The sequence below is a fragment of the Hymenobacter rigui genome (assembly GCF_003944715.1).
In the GTDB taxonomy this organism is placed as follows: domain Bacteria; phylum Bacteroidota; class Bacteroidia; order Cytophagales; family Hymenobacteraceae; genus Hymenobacter; species Hymenobacter rigui.
In genome coordinates, this window is sequence record NZ_RWIT01000001.1 from 208740 (window position 1) to 235704 (window position 26965).

General features: G+C 59.9%; 23 protein-coding genes. 13 read left to right on the plus strand and 10 right to left on the minus strand.

The genetic code is table 11. The annotated features are described in order from the left end of the window. Positions 1-14 precede the first annotated feature (14 nt). Positions 15-2021, minus strand: coding sequence for a WG repeat-containing protein (locus EI291_RS00880; RefSeq protein ID WP_125417380.1), 2007 nt, complete (start codon positions 2019-2021; stop codon positions 15-17). Between the two features lie 159 nt (positions 2022-2180). Between EI291_RS00880 and EI291_RS00885 the strand changes: the two genes are divergently transcribed. Together EI291_RS00885 and EI291_RS00890 are read left to right on the plus strand one after the other, a co-directional pair. Beyond that, positions 2181-2582, plus strand: a complete 402-nt coding sequence (locus tag EI291_RS00885) for a hypothetical protein (protein WP_125417381.1) — start codon at positions 2181-2183, stop codon at positions 2580-2582. 182 nt (positions 2583-2764) lie between these two features. After that, positions 2765-3778, plus strand: coding sequence for a hypothetical protein (locus tag EI291_RS00890; RefSeq protein ID WP_125417382.1), 1014 nt, complete (start codon positions 2765-2767; stop codon positions 3776-3778). A 44-nt stretch (positions 3779-3822) separates the two neighbouring features. On the opposite strand, the gene EI291_RS00895 is transcribed toward EI291_RS00890, so the two are convergent. Then, a complete protein-coding gene (locus EI291_RS00895) occupies positions 3823-4344 on the minus strand; it encodes an RlpA-like double-psi beta-barrel domain-containing protein (RefSeq protein WP_125417383.1) in 522 nt (173 codons plus the stop codon). A 457-nt stretch (positions 4345-4801) separates the two neighbouring features. Here EI291_RS00895 and EI291_RS00900 point away from each other — a divergent pair, with 457 nt between their 5' ends. The 4 genes from EI291_RS00900 (at position 4802) to EI291_RS00915 (ending at position 11565) form a co-directional block, all read left to right on the plus strand. Beyond that, positions 4802-5983, plus strand: a complete 1182-nt coding sequence (locus tag EI291_RS00900; protein ID WP_125417384.1) for an SMP-30/gluconolactonase/LRE family protein — start codon at positions 4802-4804, stop codon at positions 5981-5983. Between the two features lie 291 nt (positions 5984-6274). Beyond that, positions 6275-9124, plus strand: coding sequence for a 2-oxoglutarate dehydrogenase E1 component (locus EI291_RS00905; protein ID WP_125417385.1), 2850 nt, complete (start codon positions 6275-6277; stop codon positions 9122-9124). 128 nt (positions 9125-9252) lie between these two features. Next, the gene (gene odhB, locus EI291_RS00910) at positions 9253-10914 is read left to right on the plus strand and encodes a 2-oxoglutarate dehydrogenase complex dihydrolipoyllysine-residue succinyltransferase (protein ID WP_125417386.1); all 1662 of its coding nucleotides are present in this window, start codon (positions 9253-9255) and stop codon (positions 10912-10914) included. 99 nt (positions 10915-11013) lie between these two features. Next, positions 11014-11565 (plus strand): suppressor of fused domain protein, encoded by a 552-nt coding sequence (locus EI291_RS00915; protein ID WP_125417387.1) that lies wholly within the window; start codon positions 11014-11016, stop codon positions 11563-11565. A gap of 108 nt (positions 11566-11673) precedes the next feature. Here EI291_RS00915 and EI291_RS00920 read toward each other — a convergent pair whose 3' ends face one another. The 3 genes from EI291_RS00920 to EI291_RS00930 form a co-directional block, all read right to left on the minus strand. Beyond that, on the minus strand, positions 11674-12036 hold the full coding sequence (locus tag EI291_RS00920) for a group III truncated hemoglobin (RefSeq protein ID WP_125417388.1): 363 nt from the start codon (positions 12034-12036) through the stop codon (positions 11674-11676). 164 nt (positions 12037-12200) lie between these two features. Further along, positions 12201-12605, minus strand: coding sequence for a group III truncated hemoglobin (locus EI291_RS00925; protein WP_125417389.1), 405 nt, complete (start codon positions 12603-12605; stop codon positions 12201-12203). Between the two features lie 76 nt (positions 12606-12681). Next, the gene (locus tag EI291_RS00930) at positions 12682-13599 is read right to left on the minus strand and encodes an EamA family transporter (protein ID WP_125417390.1); all 918 of its coding nucleotides are present in this window, start codon (positions 13597-13599) and stop codon (positions 12682-12684) included. A gap of 143 nt (positions 13600-13742) precedes the next feature. Between EI291_RS00930 and EI291_RS00935 the strand changes: the two genes are divergently transcribed. The 7 genes from EI291_RS00935 (at position 13743) to lpdA (ending at position 21138) form a co-directional block, all read left to right on the plus strand. Further along, a complete protein-coding gene (locus EI291_RS00935; protein ID WP_125417391.1) occupies positions 13743-15401 on the plus strand; it encodes a M1 family metallopeptidase in 1659 nt (552 codons plus the stop codon). A gap of 399 nt (positions 15402-15800) precedes the next feature. Continuing rightward, entirely contained in the window at positions 15801-16400 is a 600-nt protein-coding gene (locus tag EI291_RS00940) for a Crp/Fnr family transcriptional regulator (RefSeq protein WP_170172445.1), read from the plus strand. A 422-nt stretch (positions 16401-16822) separates the two neighbouring features. Further along, the gene (locus EI291_RS00945; protein ID WP_125417393.1) at positions 16823-17200 is read left to right on the plus strand and encodes a hypothetical protein; all 378 of its coding nucleotides are present in this window, start codon (positions 16823-16825) and stop codon (positions 17198-17200) included. Between the two features lie 164 nt (positions 17201-17364). After that, complete coding sequence (locus tag EI291_RS00950; RefSeq protein WP_125417394.1) at positions 17365-17811, plus strand: hypothetical protein; 447 nt, start codon at positions 17365-17367, stop codon at positions 17809-17811. A gap of 75 nt (positions 17812-17886) precedes the next feature. After that, complete coding sequence (locus tag EI291_RS00955) at positions 17887-18594, plus strand: carboxypeptidase-like regulatory domain-containing protein (protein ID WP_125417395.1); 708 nt, start codon at positions 17887-17889, stop codon at positions 18592-18594. A gap of 107 nt (positions 18595-18701) precedes the next feature. Next, positions 18702-19160: a hypothetical protein gene (locus EI291_RS00960; RefSeq protein ID WP_125417396.1), complete on the plus strand. Its 459-nt coding sequence runs from the start codon at positions 18702-18704 to the stop codon at positions 19158-19160. Positions 19161-19731: 571 nt separating this feature from the next. Beyond that, positions 19732-21138, plus strand: a complete 1407-nt coding sequence (gene lpdA / locus EI291_RS00965; RefSeq protein WP_125417397.1) for a dihydrolipoyl dehydrogenase — start codon at positions 19732-19734, stop codon at positions 21136-21138. A gap of 84 nt (positions 21139-21222) precedes the next feature. Here the strand turns inward: lpdA and EI291_RS00970 are convergent, their stop codons facing one another. The 5 genes from EI291_RS00970 to EI291_RS22995 form a co-directional block, all read right to left on the minus strand. Further along, on the minus strand, positions 21223-21981 hold the full coding sequence (locus EI291_RS00970; protein ID WP_125417398.1) for a suppressor of fused domain protein: 759 nt from the start codon (positions 21979-21981) through the stop codon (positions 21223-21225). A gap of 103 nt (positions 21982-22084) precedes the next feature. Beyond that, positions 22085-23761: an energy transducer TonB gene (locus EI291_RS00975; protein ID WP_125417399.1), complete on the minus strand. Its 1677-nt coding sequence runs from the start codon at positions 23759-23761 to the stop codon at positions 22085-22087. Between the two features lie 177 nt (positions 23762-23938). Further along, positions 23939-24322, minus strand: a complete 384-nt coding sequence (locus tag EI291_RS00980; RefSeq protein ID WP_125417400.1) for a DUF805 domain-containing protein — start codon at positions 24320-24322, stop codon at positions 23939-23941. Between the two features lie 254 nt (positions 24323-24576). Further along, a complete protein-coding gene (locus tag EI291_RS00985; protein WP_125417401.1) occupies positions 24577-25044 on the minus strand; it encodes a cold-shock protein in 468 nt (155 codons plus the stop codon). A gap of 360 nt (positions 25045-25404) precedes the next feature. Further along, a complete protein-coding gene (locus EI291_RS22995) occupies positions 25405-26901 on the minus strand; it encodes a TPM domain-containing protein (protein ID WP_125417402.1) in 1497 nt (498 codons plus the stop codon). Positions 26902-26965 lie beyond the last annotated feature (64 nt).

A 26965-nucleotide genomic window follows, 5' to 3' on the forward strand; every position in this document is an offset into this window, starting at 1 on the left:
AGGCGTTTTCCGGCTTACTCCTTTACTTCCTCCCCGCTGCGGTCGATGGAGAAGCTGCGGCCGTTCTGGACTACCCGGGCCCGGCCCTGCGCATCAAAATCGGTAGCGCTGGTGTAGCGCCCGAATGGGGCAGTTCCCGTTGTCGTGTCAGCCAGGTAGTCGGGCTGAATAAACGTGAAGCGGCCGGCCGTTTTTACGCGGGCCAGATCCTGCTGAAACGAATAGGCCTCCTGAAAAATAACGGGTTGCGCAGGTTCCTCCGGTCCATTGATGTAGTGCCAGCCGCGGTGGTCGAGCACGGCCGCCCAGCCCTCCGAAAAGTCGCGGGCGGCATAGTAGTAGGCTCCAAACTCTTCCCCATCCTTAGTCAGAAAGGTGTACAGCCCACCTATTTTGGCGCGGGCGTAGTCCTGCTCGTACGGATACAAGGCATCGTAGGCGGGCGGTACCACTTCGGTGCCATCGGTCTGCACAAAGCCAAACACCCCATCCCGCTCCACCACGGCCCGTCCTTCCCGAAACTCCCCGATGCTGGCGTAGCGTGCGGGCAGCAGCGTGTCGCCGTTGGCCGCCAGCAGCCCCACTTGGCCCCGCTGGGTGAAGCTTACCGCCTCATCGGTTCCGCTACTGAGCCAGAGCACTACCAGCAGCACGGCTACCGCGCCGGCCGCATAGCCGGCCCATTTGGGCAGCGCCTGGGCATACGGCAGCGAAGCGCGCAGTCGGCTAAGGCGTCGCCGCACTACCGGTAGCCAGCGGTTCCAGCCGGCTACGCCGTACGCAACGGCACTGGCCGGCCGGCCAAACTGGCTTTTACGGTTCTGCGCCGGCCCATCCGCTGCCGACGTGGTTGCAGCGGCTACGGCAGGGGGCGGTGTAGCCGGAGTGGCCGATGCAGCCGGAGGTGTAGTAGTGCCTGCCGTCGGTGGGGAAGTTGCCGATGCGGGAGCCGCCGGATGAACGGGGGCGGCAGCCAGGCGCTCAATCAGGTTTTCCAGCTGTTGAATTTTCTGCCCCAGCTCCGTATTCCGGCTTTCCAGCTCCTGGCGGTAGGTAGCCATGGATGTTTCCAGCGCAGCCTTTTCCCGTTTCTCAGCGGCCAGCTGAGCCTGCAGATCAGGGGCTTCGGGGGCTACCGGAGCCGTCTGGAGCTGCTGCTGTAACCGGGTAATGCGCTGTTCCCGCTCGGCTTCCCGGTGGGCCAGCGCACTGAGTTGCTGCTGCATGTCCTGCTGCAGCTGGGCGCGCAGGTCTTCCAGCGCCTGCTTCTCCTGGTTGCGGGCATCCAGGTCAATTTCATAGCCCGAAGAACCCCGGTCCAACTGGTCCAGGTCTTCGGCCCCGAGCCAGCGCCAGAGCTGCCCGGCCTTTTGCCGGAATAGATTACCAGTAGTCGGCGCAGCGTCTTTCGCGTCAGAATCAGCCTCCGCATCCGAGGAGGGCAGTTGCAGGTCTGCTGTCAGCTGCTCCAGCTCTGCCGGGGTGAGGTCGATTTCCGGAGTAGCCAGCAGAGCCAGGCGGCGTGTAAACCGGCTGGGGTCGGGGAGCAGATGGAACATGGATGCTGAGGGCACGGCCGCCATACAGGTTTCTACCTCCGGCCCAAACCGAACCACGTCGCCGAACAGCACCAGGCCGCTGATAAACTGAAGGTTAGCGGCCTCCGGCGGCAACTGCTCCGTCAGCCAGTCGGCCAAGGCCGCCCGCTGCTGCTCAAATCGGGTGAAGGGCGTAGCATGGTGGCCCGGTATTTCCAGCGCTGCTCCATCCAGCATCCAGGGCCCCGTACGCAGGTCTGTCAGATGCAGGATTCCGCCCTGGGGCAGCAGCTGCACCAGCGTAAGGCTGCGCGGCCGCAGAATCACGGCGTCCAGCGGGTCGTCGTTGGTGGTTAGCGTCAGGTTACCCAGCAGTACGGTGTAAGGGGCATCCGGCTCAGCGGCCAGGGCCGCCTTCACTGCCTCAAACTGCTGCTGACGGGTGGGAGAAGAAAAAGGAGCGGCAAGATAGGTGTGTAGCATAAACAGGCGGCCCGGGCCGCAACTTTCCGGCCATTTTAGGCCATCGGGGTTGTACGGGCAGCGACGGCACAGGATATGCCAACTTTTCTGAACCCGGACAAGTATAGCCGTTTACGCTCAGCCGTAAACTTACTTTCGTCACTCTTGCTTTTCCAGGCTATGGATTCTACCGCCTCCACCCCGCAGTCAACTCCCACCCCCACAATACCGCTGGACGTAACTGACCGGCAAAATTCGGCTCTGCTCGAAGATACCCTGAACCTGCTCAATGCCGGCGCGCCCGATAAATCCGGACAGCATGGCATAACTGAAATTGAGCGTTGGGCCGAGGTACTGCGCGCTTCCGAGCGACCCGGCCTGGCCAAAATCATTCAGGAGCTGGGCACGCTGCAGGCTCAACTGACGGCCTCCGACACGCAGGCCCACGACCTGGCCGAAACGCTAGCTTCATTAGGTAATGAAACCTCCAAAGTAGCCGAAGAAACTATTGGCGACTATGGTGCGCCGCTGGCTCAACTGGGCAAGCTGCTCATTAAACTCGGCTCGTCGTTGTCACGCTAGGCCCTGCGCCTACACCATAATAAACGCCTACCGCCCGGCCTACACAGTGTAGGCCGGGCGGTAGGCGTTCAGGCCAAAACAATTGGCGGGCCGGGTAGTATTCAGTCTTCGGTTTTGGACGGGGTGGTGTGCTGCCACCCCGCGCAAGCCGTACTTTTGCCGCCTACGCGTTTTCTTTTGCTATGTCTGAATTCCAGCCGCTCGCCCCGCTTGCTCTCTACGACCCGTTCGAAAACATGCGCTTCAGCATGCAGAGCTGTTTTCTGTGCGGTACGCCCACCACGCCGCCCCACGACACCGTACCGGTGTTTGCCGAGTGGCTGATGAGCCGCTACCAGTTGCACGAGCGGCAGATCAAGCTACTGGATATGAGCATTGTGGCCTACAAGGACTTGCGCATTGCCTGCTGCCCCATCTGCCGCACCCACCACGTGGAGCCGTTGGAGGCCCGGGTGGAGCTGGCCTCCCGCGAAGGCACGCGCGGCTTCCGCCAGCTAGACGAGCAAACGCTGTTTCTGTGGCTGGGCAAGATGTTTTACGGCGTGCTAGTTACGGAGCTGCTCAATGAGCTGGACCCGCTAGCCAAGCCCCAGTACCCGCTAGCTGAAAACGCTCAGCTGCTGCGCCGGTTCCAGGCCTTCTATCAGCCCTTCCAGGCCCTGCGGGTGCCCATGGAGTTTGAGGATTTCGTGGCCGGCTCCGTGTTCGTGCTGGAAACCGACCCCGCCCAGGACGATATGCCCTTCGAGTACGACGACGACCTGAGCACCATTGCCTTCAGCATCAAGCTCAACGAAACTGTACTGGTGGCCTGTCTGGTGGATAATGGCATCATCCGCCAGGCCATGGGCCGCGTGTACCAGGATGCCTACCGGCCCCTGCACCCAGTGCAGGTAGCCGAGTTCAAGGCCCGGGTATATTACGCCGCCTACCTGCTCAACGTAGTGCCCGACTACTACCCCCGCCCGGTGAAGCCCGGCGACGTGGAAGTCATCATGGATACGCTCATCGACGACGTGACCGGGGATATTTTCAATCCCTGGGAGAACAGCGCCTACGGGCAGTCGTTGCTGGAAATGTGGAAACGGTGGCAGATTCCGCTGACGGAAATCCTGCGTGACCCGGCGCATCCGCTCACCTTCCTGTACGATGCGGATGGGCAGCCCCGGCACCTGCTACAGTACCCGGAAGCCTAGAAGCCGGAAGCAAAAGCGTAAGTGAGAGAAAGAAAAGCCGCTGATTAGCTGGCTTCCCAGGTGGGTTCGGGGGCCAGCTTGCTGAGCCGGATGCCCGTCCAGCGGCCTTCGAGGCCCTGCTGGCATTCCCGTTTGTTCACCAGCACATCCACGCAGTGGTGGTGGCGGCGGTTCATGGTATCGTGGATGATATAGACGCCATCCAATGCGTCGGAAATACCGCTTACCCGGACTTTGTCGCCGAAGCGGAACGGGCCGCCCCATTTGTCCAGCATGTCACGGGAAACGGCCAGCCAGCGGGTTTTGCTGGAGTGGCGGGCCGGAATGATGGAGCCGTCGGCGGTTTCCATCGGGTTGTCATCGGTCTGACCCACTTCGGGCCAGTAAGTCGTAGCCGTTACACGGTATGATAAAGTCAAAGGTGCCTTTTTTACGGGCATTACCGGCAACGCAACGCTTACCGGACGGGGGCTCAGGCTAGCCACGGTGGAAGGCAGGGCCAGAGCAGGGACAGAAATAGTGCGGGGGGGGAAGAGGAAGGTCAGTAGGAATAACGCAATGGACATGACGTTTGGGTTCGTGGACTCTCGCTTATTGTCCGGAGAGAATGGACAGCCGGCCCGACTCGGCTAGTGGGATAGAGCGCCATCTGCGTTAGCAGACTTTTGAGGCTCTTTTAGGTATAGTCAGCGGCGAAAAAGGCCGAAAACAGACGTGTGAAGCAAGAAATGATGGCTAAATATAGATAAATTATATAATTAATTGCACTAATAAAATGATGTCATTTTCGAGGGGTCAAAGGTACAGCTTTTTTTTAAATCAGGTTTTTACACGTTTGCTAAATTTTTTAGTCAATAAATAGCTGATTCTAGATATAGTCTGGCCGCTTACGCAGGTTACCCCTCGAAGGTTTGAGGGCATGCCTGGCCGGCTGGAAACCCGGTCCGCCGGCCGCCGTAAGCACAGGAGCCTCGCCCGCAGAGGTCGGTCTTGCTGCTCACGCTTACTCCAACCAACATTCCTATGAAACGTTTTTCCTGGTCCCCCGCGGCCGGTTTGCTGGCGGCCGCTCTGTTCACGCAGGCCTGCTCCTCGCCCTCCACGCCCGCTACCGATGCCAGCGGCACCACCGCTGCTACTGATTCCACGCAGACGGCTGCGCCCGTCGCGCCGGCCAATTCGCCGCTGCAGGTGGTGGCCCAGTTCCGGGAGCCGCAGATGGTGGGCGTAGCCGTGCTGCCCGATGGCCGCGTGTTTGCCGACTTCCCCCGCTGGGACAACAACCCCGTGATGCCCATTGCGGAAGTAGCGCCCGATGGCTCCATCAAGCCCTATCCCGATGCCAACTGGTGCACCTGGAACGAAACCCTGCGCAACGAGCCCCAGAAGCACTGGATCTGCCCCCAGAGCGTGTATGCCGATAAAACTGGTATGCTGTGGGTAGTGGACCCCGCCTCGCCCGGCCTGCGGGCCACGGTGCCCGGCGGCCCCAAACTGGTGAAGATTGACCCCAAAACCGACAAGGTGGTGCAGACCATCAGCTTCCCCGAAAGCGTGGCTCCGCGCAAATCCTACCTCAACGACGTGCGCGTGGATACCCAGAACCAGTTCGCCTATCTCACCGACTCGGGCCTGGGTAGCCTGGTGGTGGTGGACCTGCGCACGGGCCGGGGCCGGCGGGTGCTCAGCGGCCACCCCTCCATGCTGGCCGATACTACCCTCAATATCAAGGCCGATGGCAAGGAACTGATTGACCCCAGCGGCAACAGTGCCCGCATCAACTCTGATGGTATTGCCCTGAGTGCCGACCGGCAGTACCTCTACTGGAAGCCTCTGACCAGCTACAACCTGTACCGCATTAAAACCGAGGCCCTGCGCAACTCCGCCCTCACCGATGCCCAGTTAGCCGGTCAGATTGAGGACCTGGGCAAGGTGCCCGCCTGCGACGGGATGGAAATCGACGCCCAGAACAACCTGTACCTGACGGCCTTCGAGGACCACTCCATCAAGCGCCGCACGCCGGCCGGCAAAATCGAAACGGTGGTGCAGGATCCGCGCCTGGAGTGGCCCGATACGTTTGCCTTCTCCGGCGACGGTAAAACGCTGTACGTGACCACCTCGGCCATCCACAAAACCGCCACCTGGAACAAGGGCATCGGCCAGCAGGACCAGCCCTACTACATCTTCAAAATGGCATTGAAGTAGCACCACAAGCAGTAGCGCGAACTTTGTAGTTTGCGTCCCCGCGCCGTAACAACGGTAGTCGTTCGGGGGCGCGAACTGCAAAGTTCGCGCTACTGCTTCGCCGAAAGCCGTTTCTGTTCAACGGGAGCGGCTTTTGTATTTATTTGATAGATTGGACATCGGTACCTGTGCAAGAAACGCAGGCGCAATTATCTGATTGATTAGAAGGTTTATTCGTACATGCGCATATCAGTTTTTACTTCCTGATCAGGCTATTTACCTTTACCCCCTGACACCACCAGCTCCCACCGCATGGACGCCAACTCTTATATCGCCAACGCCCACGGCGACTACCTCGACAACCTGTACCAGTCTTACAAGGCCGACCCGCAGTCGGTGGATGCGAGCTGGCAGAAATTCTTTGAAGGCTTCGACTTCGCCCAGCAGTACCCCGAAGGTGGTATCCCGCAGGCCGATGGCGAAGGCGTGCTGACCACCTCGGCCAGCACCAACCAGGCCGGCGCCGTCCGGGCCGTGGATATGGTAGCGGCCGACAAGGAAACGCAGGTGCGCAACCTCATTCACGCCTACCGCAGCCGCGGCCACCTGGTAGCCAAAACCAACCCGGTGCGCGAGCGGAAGGACCGGAAGGCCCGCCTCAATATTGCCGATTTCGGCCTGAGCGACGCCGACCTTGATACCAAGTTCAAGAACGGCGAAGTGCTGGGCCTGGGCTCAGGAGCCACGCTGCGCGAGATTGTGGCCGCTTTGCAGAAGGTGTACACCCGCACCATCGGCTTCGAGTACATGTACATCCGCGACCCGCAGGTGCTCGACTGGTTCCGCGAGAAAGTGGAGAAGGACTCGCTGAGCTTCAACCCCAGCATCGACTACAAAAAGCGCATTCTCAGCAAGCTGAACGAGGCCGTAGTATTCGAGAACTTCCTGCACACGAAGTTCCTGGGCCAGAAGCGCTTCTCGCTGGAAGGCGGCGAAACCACCATCCCGGCCCTCGACGCTATTATTAATAAATCGGCCGAGCTGGGGGTGAAGGAAGTGATGATTGGCATGGCCCACCGCGGCCGCCTGAACGTGCTGGCCAACATCATGGGCAAAACTTACGAGCAGATCTTCTCGGAATTCGAGGGAACGGCCGTACCGGACCTGACCATGGGCGACGGCGACGTGAAGTACCACATGGGCTACTCGTCGGAAGTGGAAACCAGCGGCGGCCAGAAGGTGAACCTGAAGCTGGCTCCCAACCCCTCCCACCTGGAGGCGGTGAACCCGGTGGTGGAAGGCTTCGTGCGCGCCAAGATTGAGCACCAGTACGGCGGCGACTACCACCAGATTCTGCCCATCCTCATCCACGGCGACGCGGCGCTGGCTGGCCAGGGCATCGGCTACGAGGTAACGCAGATGTCGCAGTTGGAAGGCTACAAGACGGGCGGTACCATCCACTTCGTGATTAACAACCAAGTGGGCTTCACCACCGATTTTGAGGACGCCCGTTCTTCAATTTACAGCACCGACTTGGCGAAGATTATTGACGCGCCGGTGCTGCACGTGAACGGCGACGACCCCGAGGCCGTGGTGTTTGCCGTGCGCCTCGCCACCGAGTACCGCCAGCAGTTCCACGCCGATATCTTCATTGATATGGTGTGCTACCGCCGCCACGGCCACAACGAGTCGGACGAGCCCAAGTTCACCCAGCCCACGCTCTACAACCTCATCAGCAAGCACCAGAACCCCCGCGAGGTGTACAACGCCATGCTGGTGCAGCGCGGCGACGTGGACGCGCAGCTGGCCCAGCAAATGGACAAGGAGTTCCGCGACACCCTGCAGGCCCGCCTGGATATGGTGAAGCAGAAGCCGCTGCCCTACAACTACCAGGCCCTCGAAAACGAGTGGCGCAGCCTGCGCCGCAGCAAGCCCGAGGACTTCGAAAAGTCGCCGGAAACGGGCATCAGCGAGGAAGTGGTGGCCAAAGTAGGCAAGGCCCTGACCACGCTGCCTGAAGGCTTCCGCCCCCTGAAGCAGATTGAAAAGCTGATGGAGGAGCGTAAGAAGATGTTCTTCGAGACGCGCATGCTGAACTGGGCCGCCGGCGAGCTGCTGGCTTACGGCTCCCTGCTCGACGAGAAGCACATTGTGCGCGTAAGCGGCCAGGACGTGCAGCGCGGCACGTTCTCGCACCGCCACGCCGTGTTGCACGACGCCGAAACGTCGGCCCCGTACAACTCGCTCAACTACATCGGCGAAGGCCAGGAGAAGCTGAGCATCTACAACTCGCTGTTGAGCGAGTACGCGGTGCTGGGCTTCGAATTCGGCTACGCCATGGCCAACCCCACGGCCCTGGTCATCTGGGAAGCCCAGTTCGGCGACTTCGCCAACGGTGCTCAGACCATGATTGACCAGTTCATCGTGAGCAGCGAAAGCAAGTGGCAGCGCATGAACGGCGTGGTGCTGCAGCTGCCCCACGGCTACGAAGGCCAGGGCCCTGAGCACTCCAACGCCCGCCCCGAGCGGTTCCTGCAGCTGGCCGCCGAAAACAACATCATCGTGGCCAACATGACCACGCCGGCCAACTTCTTCCACGCGCTGCGCCGTCAGCTGACCTGGGAGTTCCGCAAGCCGCTGGTGGTGATGTCGCCCAAGTCGATGCTGCGCCACCCGCTGTGCGTGTCGCCGGTGGAAGAGTTCACCTCCGGCCACTTCCGCGAGGTGCTCGGCGATGTGTACGCCGACGCCAAGAAGGTGAAGCGCGTGCTGCTGTGCTCGGGCAAAGTGTACTTTGACCTGCTGGACGAGCAGCAGCAGTCGGGCCGCACCGACGTGGCCATTGTGCGCCTGGAGCAGCTGCACCCCTTCCCCAAGAAGCAACTCGACGCCGAGCTGGCCAAGTACCCCAAAGCCAAGGTGTACTGGGTGCAGGAAGAGCCTGAGAACATGGGCTACTGGAACTACCTGCTGCGCTTCATGCGCCGCGAGCTGGAAGACGTGATTTCGCGCAAGCCCTCGGCCTCGCCGGCTACCGGTTACAACAAGGTGCACGTGAAGGAGCAGAAGGACCTCGTGGCCCGCGCCTTCGACAAGCCCAAGGAAGCCGTGGCCGACGACAACATCAAAGCCACCGCCGAAGTAGCCAAGAAGCAGGACTAGTCCTGGGTCATTCCGAGCAGCGCGAGGAATCTGAGTGAAAACGGACAACGGCTTCACCCAGATTCCTCCTGCGTCGGAATGACAACTTCCCCGACATTCCCCACCGAAACCCTTCAAAACTCCCACTTATGGGTCTGGAAATTAAAATCCCCGCCGTCGGCGAGTCTATCACCGAAGTAACCATTGCCAAGTGGCTGAAAGCCGACGGTGACACCGTGAAGCGCGACGAGATTCTGGCCGAGCTGGAATCCGACAAAGCCACGTTCGAGCTGCCCGCCGAGGCCGACGGCGTGCTGAAAATCCGCGTTGCCGAGGGCGAAACCATCGGCATAGGCACCACCATTGCCGAAATCGACGGTGCAGGTGCGGCTGCCGCGCCGGCTGCTGCGGCTCCGGCTGCCAGCGCCCCCGCCGCCCCCGCTGCCGATCCGGTAAGCCAGGGCGAGCAGAACCCCACTGCCAGCGACCAGGCCGGCTACGGTGGCCAGCCTGCCGGCGGTGCTGCCGCTCAGGCTGCTGCTCCCGCCAGCAACGGCGGCGGTGCTACCGTGGAAATGACGATTCCGGCCGTGGGCGAATCCATCACGGAAGTGACGGTGGCCAAGTGGCTGAAAGAGGACGGGGCCCAGGTACAGCGCGACGAAATCATTGCCGAGTTGGAATCGGACAAGGCCACGTTTGAGCTGCCCGCCGAAGGCACCGGCATCCTGCGCCACGCCGCTAAGGAAGGCGAAACTATCGGTATCGGTGCTACCATTGCCCGCATCGAAGGCGGCAGCGGTGCTGCTGCTCCGGCTTCGGCTCCCGCGGCTGCTCCGGCTGCTGCCCAGGCTGCTCCGGCCGCCGCTGCTCCGGCGGCTTCGGCAACCACCAGCTACGCTACCGGCACGCCTTCGCCGGCGGCCGGCAAAATCCTCGGTGAGAAAGGCATCAGTCCCGCCGACGTGCAAGGCTCGGGCCGCGACGGCCGCATCACGAAAGAAGATGCCCAGAACGCCCAGGCCAAGCCTGCTGCTCCGGCTCCGGCCGCAGCTCCCGCTGCCGCCAAACCGGCTGCGGCTCCGCAGGCGGCTCCGGCTGCCAGCGGCAACCGCAATGTGCGCCGTGAGCGGATGAGCAACCTGCGCAAGACGGTTGCCCGCCGCCTGGTGTCGGTGAAGAACGAAACGGCCATGCTCACCACCTTCAACGAGGTGAACATGCAGCCCATCATGGACCTGCGCAACAAGTTCAAGGACAAGTTCAAGGAGAAGCACAGCGTGGGCCTCGGCTTCATGTCGTTCTTCACCAAGGCCGTGTGCGTGGCCCTGAAAGAGTGGCCCGCCGTGAATGCCCAGATTGATGGCACCGACATCGTATACAACGACTTCTGCGACATCAGCATTGCCGTATCTGCCCCGAAAGGGCTGGTGGTACCGGTGATTCGCAACGCTGAGGAGCTGTCGTTTGATGGCATTGAGAAGGAAATCGTGCGCCTCGCCACGCTGGCCCGCGACAACAAGCTCACCATCGAGCAGATGACCGGCGGTACGTTCACCATCACCAACGGCGGCGTGTTCGGCTCCATGATGAGCACCCCAATCATCAACGCCCCGCAGTCGGCCATCCTGGGCATGCACAACATCGTGCAGCGCCCGATTGCCGAAAACGGCCAGGTGGTGATTCGCCCCATGATGTACCTCGCCCTGAGCTACGACCACCGCATCATCGACGGCCGCGAGTCGGTGTCGTTCCTGGTGCGCGTGAAAGAGCTGCTCGAAGACCCGACCCGCCTGCTGCTGGGCGTGTAATTGCGGAATTCTGACTACACGTTTGCCGTCTTTTTTACGTGTGCTTGCACCGTAAAAAAGACGGCAAACGTGTGTTTGGGCTATCTATTTCTCACAAGTATGTACGATCTGACAGAACTGCAGCAACACTTGCAGAAGAACTGGCAAGTGGAAGCCCAGCCGGTGTTATGGCAAAGTGGGCCTACCGAGAAGCTGGATGCCGCTTTCCGAGTGCTGGAATTTCCGCCCGGTCCAGTGCATGCTATGTGGATATACTCAACTCTCGGTATGTCTTTAAACCGGCCGGAGGACCTTGTTGAACTGCACATATTTTCCGACAAGCAGGACGCCACGTTGGTAGAATTGCTGACAGTTGTAGCCTCCTATCATCGTAACGGTTTACCGTTAGGCTTGCACCATACCGTGAACTTTGGCCGACCTTGGCAGGATAACTCTGCTGCTTCGTTCGGCTTCGTTTCGCTGCCTTATTTGGATGGGGAAGGATTGGAAGTGTTCGAATGGGAGGGTAAACACCTGCATAACCTTTGGCTGATTCCGATAACGGAAGAAGAAAGGGACTATAAAATCAATAATGGGTGGGATGCGCTGGAAGAAGCATTCGAAACTAGGCAGCTGCAATACACTAATCCGTATAGGCCTGATTGCGTGTAAAATAAAAAGCCCCCCGGATTCTGGTCCGGGGGGCTTTTTGGTATGGGTGGATGGGTGAATGTGTGAGGAGAACGGGTGGGAATTGGGGGTGGGTGAAACGGGTTAAAGCTAGGCGCCGATGGAGTTAGAGGCCAGCGTAGCTACCTGGTGCATTGCTTTTTCGGCGTTGGAGCCGGAAAATTTCTCTTGGACCGTGCTGGTCAATACTTCCGTCCAGCGCTTGAGGCACTTGGAGGGTAGGGCCGAGTGCAGGGGAATCAGCTCGCCTTCCTGGTACCGGGTGGTGCCCAGCAGGGCGCTGCTCCAGTAATCGTAAAGCGAGGTGAGGTGGCGGGGCCAGTGCACCTGCGCTACGGCCTGACAAACGGGAGCGAGCAGCTCGTCGTTTTTGGCTTTACTGAACGCCGTATCCACCAGCGTCATAATGTCGCCTTCGGTGCGCAGATCGGGGAGGGAAGTCAAGGTAGCCATACGGAGGAGGGTAGGACGAGTGGATACGTAGCGAATTTACGCAGGTTTCGGAATTTTCGCGAACCAGCGAAAAATCTTTTTACGCGTTACCCAATCAGGTTGAGGGAAGAGATGGGGCTTGTACGAGCCCAAAACCTCAAAGGATACCTCGTAAGCGGCTTTTTTTAGAGAATGTGGAAAGGATTTCGGGCCTGGGAAATTCGGTGCTCAAACACGGCCGCAATGGTACCGGCGCGGTAAATAGCTTCGTCCGCCACAGGTCCCTGATACTGAGCTTCCACGGTTTCGACGAACAGCTGAAGCCAGCGGCGGAAGTGGCGGCCATCAATGGGAAGGGCAAGGTGCTTGGGGAATGGCCGGCCCCGGTAACGGCCGGTGTTCAGCAGCAGGCCGCTCCAGAAATCATACATCGTGCTCAGGTGCTGAGCCCAGCGCCCCTGCACTACCCGCTCGAAAATGGGGCCCAGCAATTCGTCCTGCTGCACCCGGTGGTAGAAGGAATCTACCAGTTGACTTACATCTTCCTCAGCTTGAATATCGGGCAGGGTCGGAGCAACAGAATCAGCCATACAGTCTACGTTTCAATGCTTTATAAAAGTACGGCGTTAAGTGCGGCTTGGACATGATAAACGTCAGGTGACGGTGCTACTTCCGGGTGCGCCCGCCCAGCACTACGCAGGCTACTGCCAGCACAATCAGGGCCGCGCCGCCCAGCATCTGCGGATTGGGTACCTCATGCAGAAAGAGCCAGCCCAGCACTACCGCTACTACCGGGTTTACAAAGGCGTAGGTGCCCGCCAGTGAGGGCTCTACCACCCGCAGCAGCCAGATATAGGCCGTAAATCCCACAATGCTGCCGAACGTGACGAGGTAGGCATACGCCAGCCAGGAGGTGCTGGTAACCTGCCCCAGATCAAACCCGGCGGCTTCTCCTTTCAGCAGGCTTACTACCAGCATAGCCGCCCCGCCGCACAGCATCTGCATGCCTCCCGAAAGGAACGGTGAAGGGGCGGGCTGTTTCTTTTTGGAATACAGGGACCCAATGGCCCATACCAGCGCCGCCAGCAGCACCAGCCCGATGCCCAGGCTTTCGTGCCCCGGCCTGGCTACGTGTCCGGCGCCCGGCGTGCGGGCCAGCAGGTACACACCCCCGAGGCCGGCCGCCAGCCCGGCCGCTACCAGCAGCCGGGGCCGGGGGCTGATGCCGCTGGCCCAGCCCAGCACGGCCAGAAACATCGGCACCGTGGCCACGAGCAAGGCTGCGAGGCCCGTGGGAATGTACTGCTCGCCCAGGGTCACACCGCCGTTGCCAAAGCCCAGCAGGCACACGCCAATGATACAAGCCGTCAGCCACCCTTGGCGGGAGGGTGGTGGTTCGCCGCGCCACCGCATAAAGCCATACAGCAGCGCCCCGGCCAGGGTATAGCGGCTGCCGGCCATCAGCAGGGGCGGAATGGAGTCGATGGCGAAGCGGATACCCAGGTAGGTGGAGCCCCAGATGATGTACACGGCGGCGAAGGCCAGCAGCAGCGAGGCCCGGGAAGGAGAGGAGGAGGCAGACATGCTACAAACCTACGCCACATTGCTTCGTCCGGCGGTGGTGGCGCCTTCCGTGGCAACAGATTCCGTCACAGGAAATCCGGCTGCCAGTGCAGCGTTTCGCGTAGGCTGCCGTTCTTTGCCTTGTACCCTACCCGCGTATTACCGTGCGTATTTTCCTGACTGCTCTTTTCGCCAGCGTGCTAACCAGCGCCCAGGCCCAGTTGCTGCAACCCAAAGCTGCCTTCACCCGCGCCGACTCCCTGCGCGGCTACCAGTCGGCACTGCGCACCTGCTACGACCTGAACTATTACCACCTCGACGTGCAGGTGGATCCTGCCCGCAAAGCCCTTAAAGGCTCCAACGAGTTCCGCTTTACGGCCACCCAGGACTTCAGCCGCCTGCAGTTCGATCTGTTTGCTAACCTGCAGGTGGATAAGGTGGAGTACCAGGGCAAGCCGCTGCCCTTCACCCGGGAGGCCAATGCCGTGTTCGTCACGTTTCCGGCTCCCGTCAGCAAAGGCAGCAGGGCGGCCTTCACCGTGTTCTACAGCGGGCAGCCCACCGAGGCCAAGCAGGCTCCCTGGGACGGCGGGCTGGTGTTCACCCAGGATGCCAAAGGTAAGCCCTGGATAGCCTCGGCCTGCCAGGGTGTGGGGGCCAGCATCTGGTGGCCCTGCAAAGATCAGCAGGCCGACGAAGTGGATTCCATGCTCATCAGCGTAACGGTTCCCAAAGGCCTCAAAGACGTATCCAACGGCCGCCTGCGCCGCACCACCACGCTGAAGGGAGGGGCTACCCGCTTCGATTGGGCAGTTTCCAACCCTATCAACAACTATGATGTGGCCCTGAACGTGGGCGACTACCAGCATTTCAGTGGCGGTACCTACGCCGGCGAGAGTGGCCCGCTCACGCTGGACTATTGGGTACTGCCCGAAAACTTGGCCAAGGCCAAAACGCAGTTTGCCGCCAACGTGCCGCCCATGCTCAAAAGTATGGAAAGCTGGTTTGGGCCGTACCCCTTCTATAAGGATGGCTACAAGCTGGTAGATGCGCCCCACCTGGGTATGGAGCACCAGAGCGCCGTAGCCTACGGCAACAAGTACCAGAATGGCTACCTGGGCCGCGACCGGTCGGGCACGGGCTGGGGTGATAAGTGGGACTTCATCATCATTCACGAAAGCGGCCACGAGTGGTTTGGCAACAGCCTCACCAGCCAGGATATTGCCGATATGTGGATTCACGAGTCATTTACCACCTACTCCGAAGCCCTGTTCGTGGAAAGCCAGTTTGGCAAGGAGGCCGGCCAGCAGTACATCCACGGGCAGCGCCGCAACATCCGCAACGATTCGCCTATCATTGGCACCTACGGCGTAAACCGGGAAGGCTCGTCTGATATGTACGACAAGGGCAGCAACCTGCTCAACATGATCCGGACGGCCTACGTGCCCGATGATGCCCGGTGGCGGGAGCTGTTGCGGGGGCTCAACAAGCAGTTTTTTCACCAGACCATTACCACTGAGCAGGTCATCGGCTATTTCAACCAGCAGTTGGGCCAGAACCTTACGCCGGTGTTCAACCAGTACCTGCGCCACGCCGGGCTGCCGGTGCTGGAGGTGCGCTTTCCAAAGGCAGGCCCGCCCCAGGCCCGCTGGATTGCCGCCGAGCCTGACTTTGCGTTGCCCGTGCGGGTACGCACCCGGGGCGGTAGTTACCAGTTAATGCCCGTCGGTACCACATTTCAACCACTGGCAGTTCCCAATTTGAAACGGGATAATCTGGAGGTTGATACCGAAAATTATTACGTAGGAACGCTGCTGGAATAGTTGTGATATAAATTGTCTTATTCTGTTATTCATCCTTCCGTCTTTGGGAAAACGGAAGGATGATTTTTTTTATATAGTAAAAGCTTGATAATGGAATCATTTGCTTGGTAAACGTGTAAATTCGGCTGTATGTAGATTTTGAAGAAGATTTCGGAGCTGCATTTCTGCCTTCTACGCGTTATGCATTAGGCTGTAGCATCGGAATTGAGTGATTGGTTGAATAGTGTTTTTTATAAGAAAAAAGACATTGGTTTTTAATATCGGGTCTTTTTCACCGAGAGTAAAGCGCGTATGGTAGTTCCCTCCGTTCCTCTTTCCTGTCAGGTCTGTCCGCACGTTGCGCGGTCCTTGCTGGGAGCCTGTCAGCACGCCGAAATAGATCTGATAGCCGGCGGCAAGATGCACCAGTCGTACCGCAAAGGGCAGGTGATTTTTCAGCAGGGCAGCCGCGCTATGGGCCTGTACTGCGTGTTTCAGGGTAAGGTGAAAATTTCCAAGCTCAGCGCCGACGGTAAGGAGCAGATTATCCGGCTTGCCCGGGAAGGAGATGTGCTGTGCTACCGCTCCCTGATGATGGGCCAGTTCTGCACCACCGCCGCTACTGCCCTCACCGACTGCATAGTGTGCTTGATTCCGCGCCCCGATTTTTTCAGCTTGCTCGAACAGAACCCGCAGTTTTCCCACTCCCTGCTGCGCCTGATGGCCCGCAACCTCGGCGACGCTGAGGCCCGGCTGCTGCATACGGCCTATAAACCCGTGCGCGAGCGGCTGGCCGAAGCCCTGTTGCTGCTGGACCAGGCGTTCCGGCCCGCCACCGATGAGCCGTTCAGCATCCCCGTATCCCGCGACGACCTGGCCGCCCTTACCGGCACTACCAAAGAAACCGCCAGCCGCCTGCTCTCCGAGTTCCGCGACGAAGGATTGGTGCTCACGCAGGGCAGCCGCATTATGGTGCTGGAACGGGAGAAAATCAGCGAGCTGGCCAGTATGTACGATTAAAATAGTGCAATCAGGCAACCGGCTGCGGCTGGTTGTGCGTATGTCCCCGGGTAGCCTTTGCTGCCCGGGGATTTTGCTTTCTGTCGGATTGTGTGTAAGCTTGTTGAAATAGTATTATAAATATCCCAGAATGGTTTCCCAGCTCGGTAATGATGGGAAAACTTTAATTACAATCATTTTTCCGGTTGATGCGAATCATTTCACAGCAGGGGTAAATGTGGGAATTTTGTTGAGCAAGTTAGCCGCGTTCAGGTGATTACGCTGATGTTTTATCAGGTGGGCATCTTTTGAGCTTCCAGGTAAATTGCCAAAATGAGTATAGCAGGTCAACGCGTGGACCCGCCGGATTCAGAAGGCCACTTGGTAGCACGAACAGGCTGACTTTTCACTTCCACACATTTCAATTTCCCCCCCCTGTTATCATGGCTTACTCTACGAACAACGCTGCTGGTAAAGTAGTACAAGAAATCATCAACGACCTGCCCAGCCTGGTGGCCGTAGCCGTGGTGGACACCACCTCCGGCATGAGCCTGGCTTCGCACACCAACTCGCCCAGCATCAACCCCGATACGGCTGCGGCTTATAACACCGAGGTGGTAAAGCAGAAGCAGAAGGCTATGGCCGCCCTTAAGCTCACGGGTGAGGTAATTGAGGATATTCTGATTACGCTGTCCAACCAGATTCATCTGCTGAAAATTACCGAAAACAACAAGTTCATCTACTTGGTGGTGAACTCGCGGGATACCAACTTGGCCATTGCCCGGGAAGTGCTGCGCAGCCACGCTTCCGCTCTGAACTAAGGGAACGGCCGCGACTCCCGTTGCCGGGGCAGCCCCACCCCTGGTGGCTGCCCCGGCCGAGTCGGGCTCGGGCTCCCTGGCCTGAGCAGCCGGTCCGCCGGCCACACCAACCGGCTCCGCCGGGAGCGAGCGGCTTGTATGCAACGCTTTTGGTGGCCTCTTCTATGCAGATTCCTTTTCTGAGTCAACTCCAGACGCTTACCGGGCCCACCGTCAACAAAATTGTGGGCGCTGGTCCGGCCGGCCCGGCCCGCATGGCTGCCGAGCGGTGGCTGCAGCACGTGCTGCACGGATTGCCGGAGCTGCTGGCTGCGGCCGTAGGCGAAATTTCCTCCGGCCAGCTGCTGGCTTCCTATACCACGGCCCGGGAGTTCAATCCGGCCAAAATCATTGGGTTTAATGCCGAGGTAATCCGGCAGCAGCGGCAGGCCATGCAGGCCCTGCGCCTGCCCCCCGAAGAGCAGCTCACAGAGCTGCTGATTACCCTGCGGACCCAACTGCATTTGCTGCGGCTGCTTCCTGATGGCCAACGCTTTCTGTATGTGGCCGTGGATTGCCGTGATACCAACTTAGGCATTGCCCGGGAGGTGATGCGCACCTGCGAAACCTAAACAACCTGAGGAAGTAGCGGTGGCACTCATTCTCAGGCAGTTTTTTTTCTCACCTCTTACCAACTACTGCTTGCAATGAAACTTACTGCTTCTCCCTTCAACCCTACTACCGGCGAGCTGCTGCCGGTGTACCGCGACGCCTACCTGCGGGGCGACCTGAGCAAAGCCTCCGCTAAAGCCGTGGAAGCCTACCTGCACCGCGACGCCGACAAGGCCCATGAAACCCTTACGCGCTGGGAGCACCTGCGCGCCGCCGAAGAGCCGCAAACGGCCCCCACCTGGGTGCAGAAGCAGTTGCTCTATATCCGGACGGAGCCGGTGCGCTTCCGCCGCCGGGCTACGGGGCTGGTTGCCTCAGCCGTACTGGTGGGCACCATGGTGTTTGCCGGCACCCGCCTGCCCTCCGAGCGCACGCCCGTAAACGATGGCACGCCCACCGAGCTGACGCCCGTAGTGGCCGATGCCGGCACTATCACCGAAGCCAACGCCCTAGCCAGCACCGAGGCCAGCAGCTCCCGCGCCATGCTCACGGTGCGGGGCCGCATTCTGGATGAGAACGGCAAGCCCCTGGTGGGCGCTACCGTACTGCAGCCCGGCACGTACCGCGGCACCTCTACCAACGCCCAGGGCGAATACGCGCTGCAGGTACCGGTTGGTACCGCCGCCCTGCAATACGGCTACGCCGGCTACCAGGAAGCCGAGCTGGGCGTGAAAAGCACCGGCCACGCCGACGTTACGCTGCAGCCCCGCGCCAAAGCAAAGCGCCACTGGTGGCAATTCTAACACCCGCATTTCCGGAGTCGGGTGGGGCAGGAGTGCCTGCCTGCTCGGCTCCGGACATGGGTGCTCCGGCAGCGGAGGTAGTGTAGTCGTTCGTTTTTTTCTCTCGCGTGAAACCAAAGTCGTATCGTAAGAAAGGTACCCGGCAGCCCGCCCTGCACAAGCGCCGGCAGGCGCTAACCCGGCAGGCTACGGAACTGATTGATCAGTTCAGGGCCGAGCTGCCGCTGCTGCTGGGCGTAACGGTGATTGACGTAGCCTCGGGCAGCAGCCTAGCGGCGCACTCCGCCAGTGCCGCGCTGGATCTGCCGGCCGCCGCCCGGTTTCAGGTGGGGCTGGTGCAGCGCAAGCACGAGGCCCTGGCGGCCCTGCGGCTGCCCGATCAGCAGCTGGAGGATGTGCTCATCACCCTGTCCAGCCAGCTGCACCTGCTGCGGCTTACGCGCACCGGCGAGCAGCTGATTGCGCTGGTCGTGGATGCGCAAACCACTAATCTGGCGCTGGCGCGGGATATTCTTCGCACGCTGGCCGAGCAGCTGGAAACGGCGCCGGCTCTGCGCGCGGCCTAACGCGAAGTGCTGCTGCAACGCCGCCTGGATAGCTGCAGGGGAGCCGTTCGGGCGGCCCGGAAGTGAGGCGGCGCTTCGCTCTTTCCTCAGGGCCACCGCCCATCGGAAACTCAGACAGAAAGAGCCGACGCTTGTCCGGCTCTGATTCCCGGAGCTACCGGCCCGTAACGGTGGCTCCTATGGCGTTACTCTGTCGTGCTAACGGCTCCTCTGCTGGTTTTTGCCGGTGGGGGAGCCGTTTGGCGTGTGAGGGAATGTGGATAGGAGAATAGGTAATCTGGGTTGCGAACTAGAGCTAGTTCCCCTCCTTGGAAAGGAGGGGCTAGGGGTGGTTGATACTCGTTGCACGGTTTTTAGATCTAATACTAGTACCTGTTCTGACGCGAGGTCAACCACCCCTAACCCCTCCTTTCCAAGGAGGGGAACTAGCTCTAGTTCGCAGCTTGGGTTGAAAGTATGCACCTTTCGCCTGTATGGATGTCCAGCCAACACAACTGCACAATTTCCCGGCTTCCCAATTTCCCCTTCCGTACCTTCGCGCACAGTTGATTTCCACCGAATTCACCTTCGCATGAACCAATACGACGTTACCGTTATCGGCTCCGGCCCCGGCGGTTATGTAGCGGCCATCCGCTGCGCCCAGCTCGGCCTCAAAACGGCCCTTATCGAGAAATACGACACCCTGGGCGGCACCTGCCTCAACGTGGGCTGCATTCCCAGCAAGGCTTTGCTCGACTCGACGGAGCACTACCATAACGCCGCGCACACCTTCAAGGAGCACGGCATTGAGTTGAGCGACCTGCAGATCAACATGAACCAGCTCATCGACCGCAAAAACGGAGTGGTGAAGGCCAATACCGACGGGATTCAGTTCCTGATGAAGAAAAACAAAATCGACGTCATCCACGGCGTTGGTTCGTTTGTCGATAAGAACCACATCAGCATTGCGCCCACGGCCGGCGGCGAAGCCCAGCAGATTGAGACGAAAAACGTCATCATTGCTACCGGCTCCAAGCCCACCGTGCTGCCCTTCATCCAGCAGGACAAGCAGCGTATCATCACCAGCACCGAGGCCCTGAACATCCGCGAAGTGCCCAAGCACATGATTGTGATTGGCGGCGGCGTTATCGGGCTGGAAATGGCCTCGGTGTACGCCCGCCTCGGCGCGAAAGTGTCGGTGGTGGAGTTCATGGATTCGCTCATCCCGACCATGGACCGGGGCCTGGGCAAGGAGCTCAAGCGCATCCTGGGCAAAATCGGCATCGAGTTTTTCCTGAGCCACAAGGTAACCGGCGCCACCCGCGAGGGTGATACCGTGACAGTAACCGCCACCAATCCCAAGGGCGAGGAAGTGAAGTTTGAGGGCGACTACTGCCTGGTGGCCGTGGGCCGCGTGCCCTACACCGCGGGCCTGAACCTGGAAGCCGCCGGCGTGCAGATGGAGGAGCGCGGCCGCATTAAGGTGGATGAGCACCTGCAAACCTCGGTGCCCGGCATCTACGCCATTGGCGACGTGATTCGGGGGGCTATGCTGGCCCACAAGGCCGAGGAAGAAGGCGTGTTTGTGGCCGAAACCATTGCCGGCCAGAAGCCCCACATCAACTACCTGCTCATTCCCGGCGTGGTGTACACCTGGCCGGAAGTGGCGGGAGTGGGCTATACCGAGGAGCAGCTGAAGGAGCAGGGCAAAGCCTACAAAACCGGCTCGTTCCCGTTCCGCGCCTCGGGCCGCGCCCGCGCCTCCATGGACCTTGACGGCTTCGTGAAAGTGCTGGCCGACAAGGAAACCGACGAAATCCTGGGCGTGCACATGATTGGTCCCCGCATCGCCGACCTCATTGCCGAAGCCGTAACGGCCATGGAGTTCCGCGCCTCCGCCGAGGACGTAGCCCGCATGAGCCACGCCCACCCCACCTACGCCGAAGCCATGAAGGAAGCCTGTTTGGCAGCTACGGAGAACCGGGCGATTCACATGTAATTCCGGCGCTTACGCTAGAAACCAAAGCGGCTGCAGCTCTCAGGAGTTGCAGCCGCTTTTTCGGTATTGAGGGGGTGTGGCCAGCTACCACAAACCTAGGAAACCTTTCTTCTTGGCCACGTTGGGACGGGCTACGTCTATCACGTCGGAAATGCCGGCTTCATCGAACTTGTCGAGCAGCGCATCGACGCCCTTGTTCATTTTTAGCTCCATCTCTTCCTTGTAAATGGGGTACAGACAGTAGAAGTGGATGGTCTTTTCGTCCGTCACGCGCAGTTCCCGGAACTCCTCCGGTAAGCTGATAGAAGGCAATAGCAGCATGCAGCCCAGTTTTGTATCAGCGGCATAAGGCTCGGCTTGTTCCCCGTTCGGGATGGTGTGGCCGGACCCCAGCCACGTATGGTATTCGTGCGGAAAACGGGCTATAAACTTCATCCAGCCAATGGGCCAGTAGGCTTCGTCCGTTGGGGTAGAGTCTGCCTGCCCAACGTCTGACAGGGGCCAGGTACTGGGAAGGAGAATGCAGAGCTCTGCGTACGCTGGGCTCTCTGCATCGGCGGGCACGGTCATGGGCAGGTCGCTCATGCCGGACGTAACCAGCGTGTAAAAGGGAAAATCCTTGGTGGGAGCCACGATATGCACGTCTAGGTGCACTTTGTCCGAGATAAGCTCGTGAAAAACCCCGGTAACAGGGCCCACGTGCTGTTCGATGTGCCTCGAAATAGCCTCAATGGATTCCTCGTCGCCAGATGCCAGGCTGAACGGTTCGGGTTCTACATTTTCGTAACGGTAAATGGGGGCCCCGGAAGACGAATTCTCCGGTTCGATTTCCTGCTCTGACATAATGGGTAGCGTAAAGTGAAAAGAGAAGAAAGGAAAGCACGTTGCCCGGTTGCTGGTAGCACGATGCCCGGGAAGGATAAGTGTAAAGAAGTAGGGCGGTTAATCAGGTCTTCTGCACCAGCTTAAACCCTTCTTTCGTCACTTGGTACTGCTGGCCCTGGATGGTGATGGTTTCGCCTTCCAGTAGCTTGCTCAGGTTCTCAATGTCGCCCTCGATGGTGTGGAGGCTGAAGCCGTGCTTGCGGGCCAGGGCGAGGTACTTGGGGTTGATGTAGTCGCGGACGCCGCAGAGGATGATGCGCACGTGGGCGGTGGTGTTTTTGAGCAGCCTGGCGTCGCGGGGGAAGGTGTAGTTGTCGGCAATGAGGATAAGCTCGGCCGAGTCGGGGGCGGCGGCCAGCTGCTGGGCGTAGAGCAGGGCTTCGGCGTCGTTTTCGGGCGCGTCGCCGCCGCCGCCGGCCTTCATGGTTTCAATGAGCTTGTTCTTGATGGCCTCGTAGCTATCCGTTTTCACGTGGTAGAGGCCGCCGGTTTTGCCCAGGCGCTTTTCTTTGTCGGGCTGGTCGTTGCCGTCGTTGAAGAACACGAAGGTTTTTTCGTCTTCGAGGGCGCTGAGCTGCAACCAAGCCAGCAAATCGTAGGTGTAGGGAAACATGCTGCCGGTTACGTCGGTCACCACCACTTCCTTGCTCCACTCGGGGTGGCGCTGCAGCACCCGGCTCACCACGCCTGCATCGGGCGGCAGGGCCAGCTCGGGGGCGGCGGTGTCGGCGGCGGCCAGCAGCTCGCCTTTTTTGGTGATGCGCGCCTCGCAGTAGTCTTCCTTGTGCTGCTTGTTCTTGTGCTTCAGAAACACCCGGTACAGCCGGGCCGCCGAGTCGGGCAGAGCAAAGTGGGTGAAGCCCATATCGGCGGGGCCCAGCAGCTGCAGCGGCCCAATGGGCAGCCGGATGGCCCCGGTAGCCAGAAACGGAAACATCTTGCGGTCGATGGGGAAGCCGGAGGTGAAGGTCACGCTTTTGCGGATGGCCTCCTCCAGCTCGGCCACGCACACGGGGTGGGCGGTGGGCAGCACCTTCACCTTCTGCACGGTGCCGCGGGCGTCCACCGTCAGTTGAAACTTCACCAGCTGCGCTTCCCGCTCAGGGCATTTGTAGAGGCGGCGCAGGCTGCGGGCCATCTGGCGGTTGGTGTAGCGGGAGCCGGGCAGGTTGCAGGCCACTTTTTTACCGGGAGCCTTTTTGCCGGCTTTAGGACGCTTCTTTTCCAGCACGCGCAACTTGCGGGTGAGGCTGTCGAGGTCGGCGCGCATGGTGGCGGCGGTGGCGTGCCGGGCCACGTACACCACAAACCCGTGGAAAAACGGCTGGCACTCGGCGGGGCTATTGCAGCCAGTCTGCTCTACCAGCGTCCACGTTACCGACTCATCCTGCAACAGCCCCGGCACAGCAGCGGCCAGGTTGCGGATGCGGCTGAGGTTGAGCTGGCGCTGGTTGAAGTCGGGGTTGAGGCGGAAGGCCGTGTACACCAGATCCACCCGCACAATGTGCCGCTCCCGCAGGCGCAGGGCCGCCACATCGGCCCCCGAAAAAGTGGATGGCAGCTGCAGGGCTTCCAGCTCGGGCAGAGGCTGGTAGCGGGCGGTGCGGTAGGCGTTCAGCTGGTCGTAGAAAGCGTCGAGGTCGGCCGCGGCGAGTGGGCTGGTCTGGGCGCGGGTAGTAACGGATAGCAGGAGCAGCAGAAAGCCGCAGAGAAAAGCCCGAATCAATACAGTAAGCATAGAATAAACGGATAAGCGCAATGAGGCGCAACATACAGATTTACCGCCAGCATGCCCGCACCTTCGGCAGTGGCGCTGAGTTGCGTTGTGTTACGACCGGTTATAGATGTTTACTCATAAAAAAAGCCTCCAACTGCTTCTAGAGCAGCTGAAGGCTTTTATGCTATCCGGAAACGTTTAGTAAGCCAATACTGCCTCCCCGGCTTTGGGGTCCGGGCCGTACTGGTTTTCGCCGCGGGTACCTTCGGTTACCAGCAGTACCAGCAGCCAGATACCACCTACCAGGGGCAGGAAAGTAATCAGCAGCCACCAGCCGCTCTTATTAATGTCGTGCAGGCGCCGAACTGCTACGGCTAAGCTCGGAATCAGCATAGCCAGTGTATATAGGCCATAAATTGCACCGTAGCCAATACCATCCATGGCGGTGCCCAGCACATTATCCAGCACAATAGCAGCTACGGCGAAGATGAGGTTGAACAACACGAACATCCAGTATTCCTTGCGGCGGGCGCGGCCGCGGAACAGCGCGTAGTTCTTCAATACGTGTAAAAAGTAATTCATGCGTACTAGTGTGGTGGTTGGGAAAGGTCCTACTCGTCAGGCTTTTCGGATACGCCCCGTTTGTATAGTGGTTGCTGGACTCCACCCGGCGGCGGCCAAACACAGGGCGCAACCGGGCGGCAATATATAGGTTCTGATATGGGTAGCAATAGGCCCCTGAGGGTTTTGCCACGGCTGGAATGGCCCAACAAAAAAAGCGCCATCTACTGCGGGAGTAGCTGGCGCTTTGCGTATACAAGGCTGTATGCGGAAGGCTATACGGCGGCGGCTAGTTTAACACCCACCGCGCTGGGGCCTTTCTGGCCCATTTCCACCTCAAACGTCACTTTGTCGTTTTCCTTGAGCGGAGCTGAAGTCTGCACCTGGTTTACGTGCACAAACACACTCTCGCCGGTAGCCTGGTCCTTGATAAAGCCGTAGCCCTTCGATTCGTTGAAGAACGTAACGGTGCCTTTGCGGATCGGGTCTTCATCCGACTCAACGACGCGCGCTGCGCCCAGCTGAATATCTTCCAGCTTAATTTCCTGCTTCTTCTTCTTCGGATCGGGAGGAGTGGAGGAGATGTTGCCATCCTCATCCACGTAGGCGAGCATCTCATCGAGGCCCTGGCCTTTCTTGGCATTAGCCTGGCGTTCTTCCTTCTTTTCCTCTTTGTCCTGCCGCTTTTTCAGACGCTTCTTTTCATTTTCCCTCTTGCCGAAGGTGGCTTGTGATCTACCCATATGTGGTAATGACGTCTTTAGGTAATGGCCGTTCTAACCCAGAAGGCCTTGAAATGGTAAAAAAGAGTATCACTTCAGTACAATCTTCAGCAGAAGAAAGTTCCTGTGGTGAGCAGGGCAGCTATTACACATAACTGCCCCAGTATTGCTGTGTGGCAGCGGGCTTTCTCACGCACAACACGAGGAGTACAAAGCCGCTGCAACAGGCTGCATACAAGCCGGACCGAGGAAAAACACGGCGTGCCCTACCGCTGAACAACGGGCTGCCATGAGCTGCTGAGGGAACAGGGCAGTAAAGGTACCTTTTAATTTCGGCAAAAAATATCTGGTTGCCGCTGCCGCCCAAAGCCGTGCCGGTATTTACCAGCTGCTACCGGCCCCACCGCCCCCCGAGGAGCCGCCGCTGCTGCTGGACCAGGAGCTGCCCGACGACGAGGAGGAACTGCCGGAAGAGCTGCCGGAGGAAGTAGACAGGCGGGCAATGGTGTATTTCTCTTTCTGCTCGTGGTTGCAGAAGTAGCAGCGGTGTACGTGCCAGCCCCAGCCCTCCGAGGAGGTAGTAGCGGAGCGCATTACCTGATCCGGCTTAGGTTGGAGGGTGCGGTGGTGGCACTCGGGGCAGGGCAGCACATCGGTGCTGAGGTTCTGGTAGTCGAGGGTGAAGTGATGCTGGCACCGGGGGCACTCCCACACGTCGTAGTCCACGGATTTTACGTGCTCCTCGGCCGCCTGGTACAGCTCCAGCTTCTCGTCGTCGGCTTGCTCGCTGAGGCGGTGCATGGGCGTGGTACAGCTGGGGCAGGCGTAAGGGGCTTCGCGCAGTTTCTGCAGCTGGCGGCGGTAGCGGGCCCAGTAGAAGGCCAGCCCCAGCGGAAACAGCCAAGCCGTGAAGCCCAGGTTATGATGGGCCTGGTGAAGAAATATGTACTGCTCGTGCCGGGTTTTGGTCGCGTACGTAGTGCGCAATTCCCGTTTGACGCCCCTCAGGTACAGATGCGTGTACAGCAGCGGGAAGCCGTAGCACAGAGCCAGCAACACACTTGCCGGGAGCGGCCAGTTAGTAAAGACAACGAGGATACCGTACGCCGGCACAATGCCCAGGCTTAGCCATAGAATCCAGCGCGGAGCCGGTACGGCGGGTTTCTGCACCAACAGTGCAACGGTGGCCGTCAGCCACAACATGACCAGCATCCAGGCAGCTACCACGGTTAAACCGCTCCAGCTGTTGTCCACAAAGTTCTCCACTACCACCACTGGCTCCGGGGCAGTTTCGGGAGCGGCCTGCAGAGCCGCAGGGGCGGCGGCAGAATCGGCGGGGGCGAGAGCGGCGGAGCTGGTACCGAGCTGGCGGATGAGGGCCGCCACACCCTGGCGCACGGCTTCATCGTAGCGCTGCTCGCGCAGCAGGGGCACCATATATTGCTGCTGAATGCGGAAGCAGATTACGTCGGGCAGGTCGGCTTCGAGGCCATAGCCGGTTTCCATTTCCACCCGCCGCTGATCAAGTACCAGCAGAAGCAAGAGGCCGTTGTTCTGGTCTTTGTCGCCGATTTTCCAACGGCGGAATAAGGCTGTGGCGGCCGTTTTGGGGGTTTCTTCGCCAATGCTGCGTACGGCCACCACATCAATGTGCGCCCGGCCACTCTGATCGAGGGCCTGCAGGGTGACGTTGAGGTCCTGCACCGTGGTTGGGGCCAGCAGGCTGTCGGGGTTGCTGACGTAGGTTTCGCCCAGCGTTTTGGGGTCCGGAATTCGGGTAAGGTAGTCGGGCTGGGCGGCTGGGGTATCGGGCGAGGAGCAGGCGGACAGTAGGAGCAGGCCGGCAGTCAGCCAGAGGAGCAGAAGGCGGAAAGGCATACAGGCAGCAAGGGTTGGCGGCGGCTAATGTAGCAGCCCCGGCGGTTTTCCGGTGGGGCTGGCC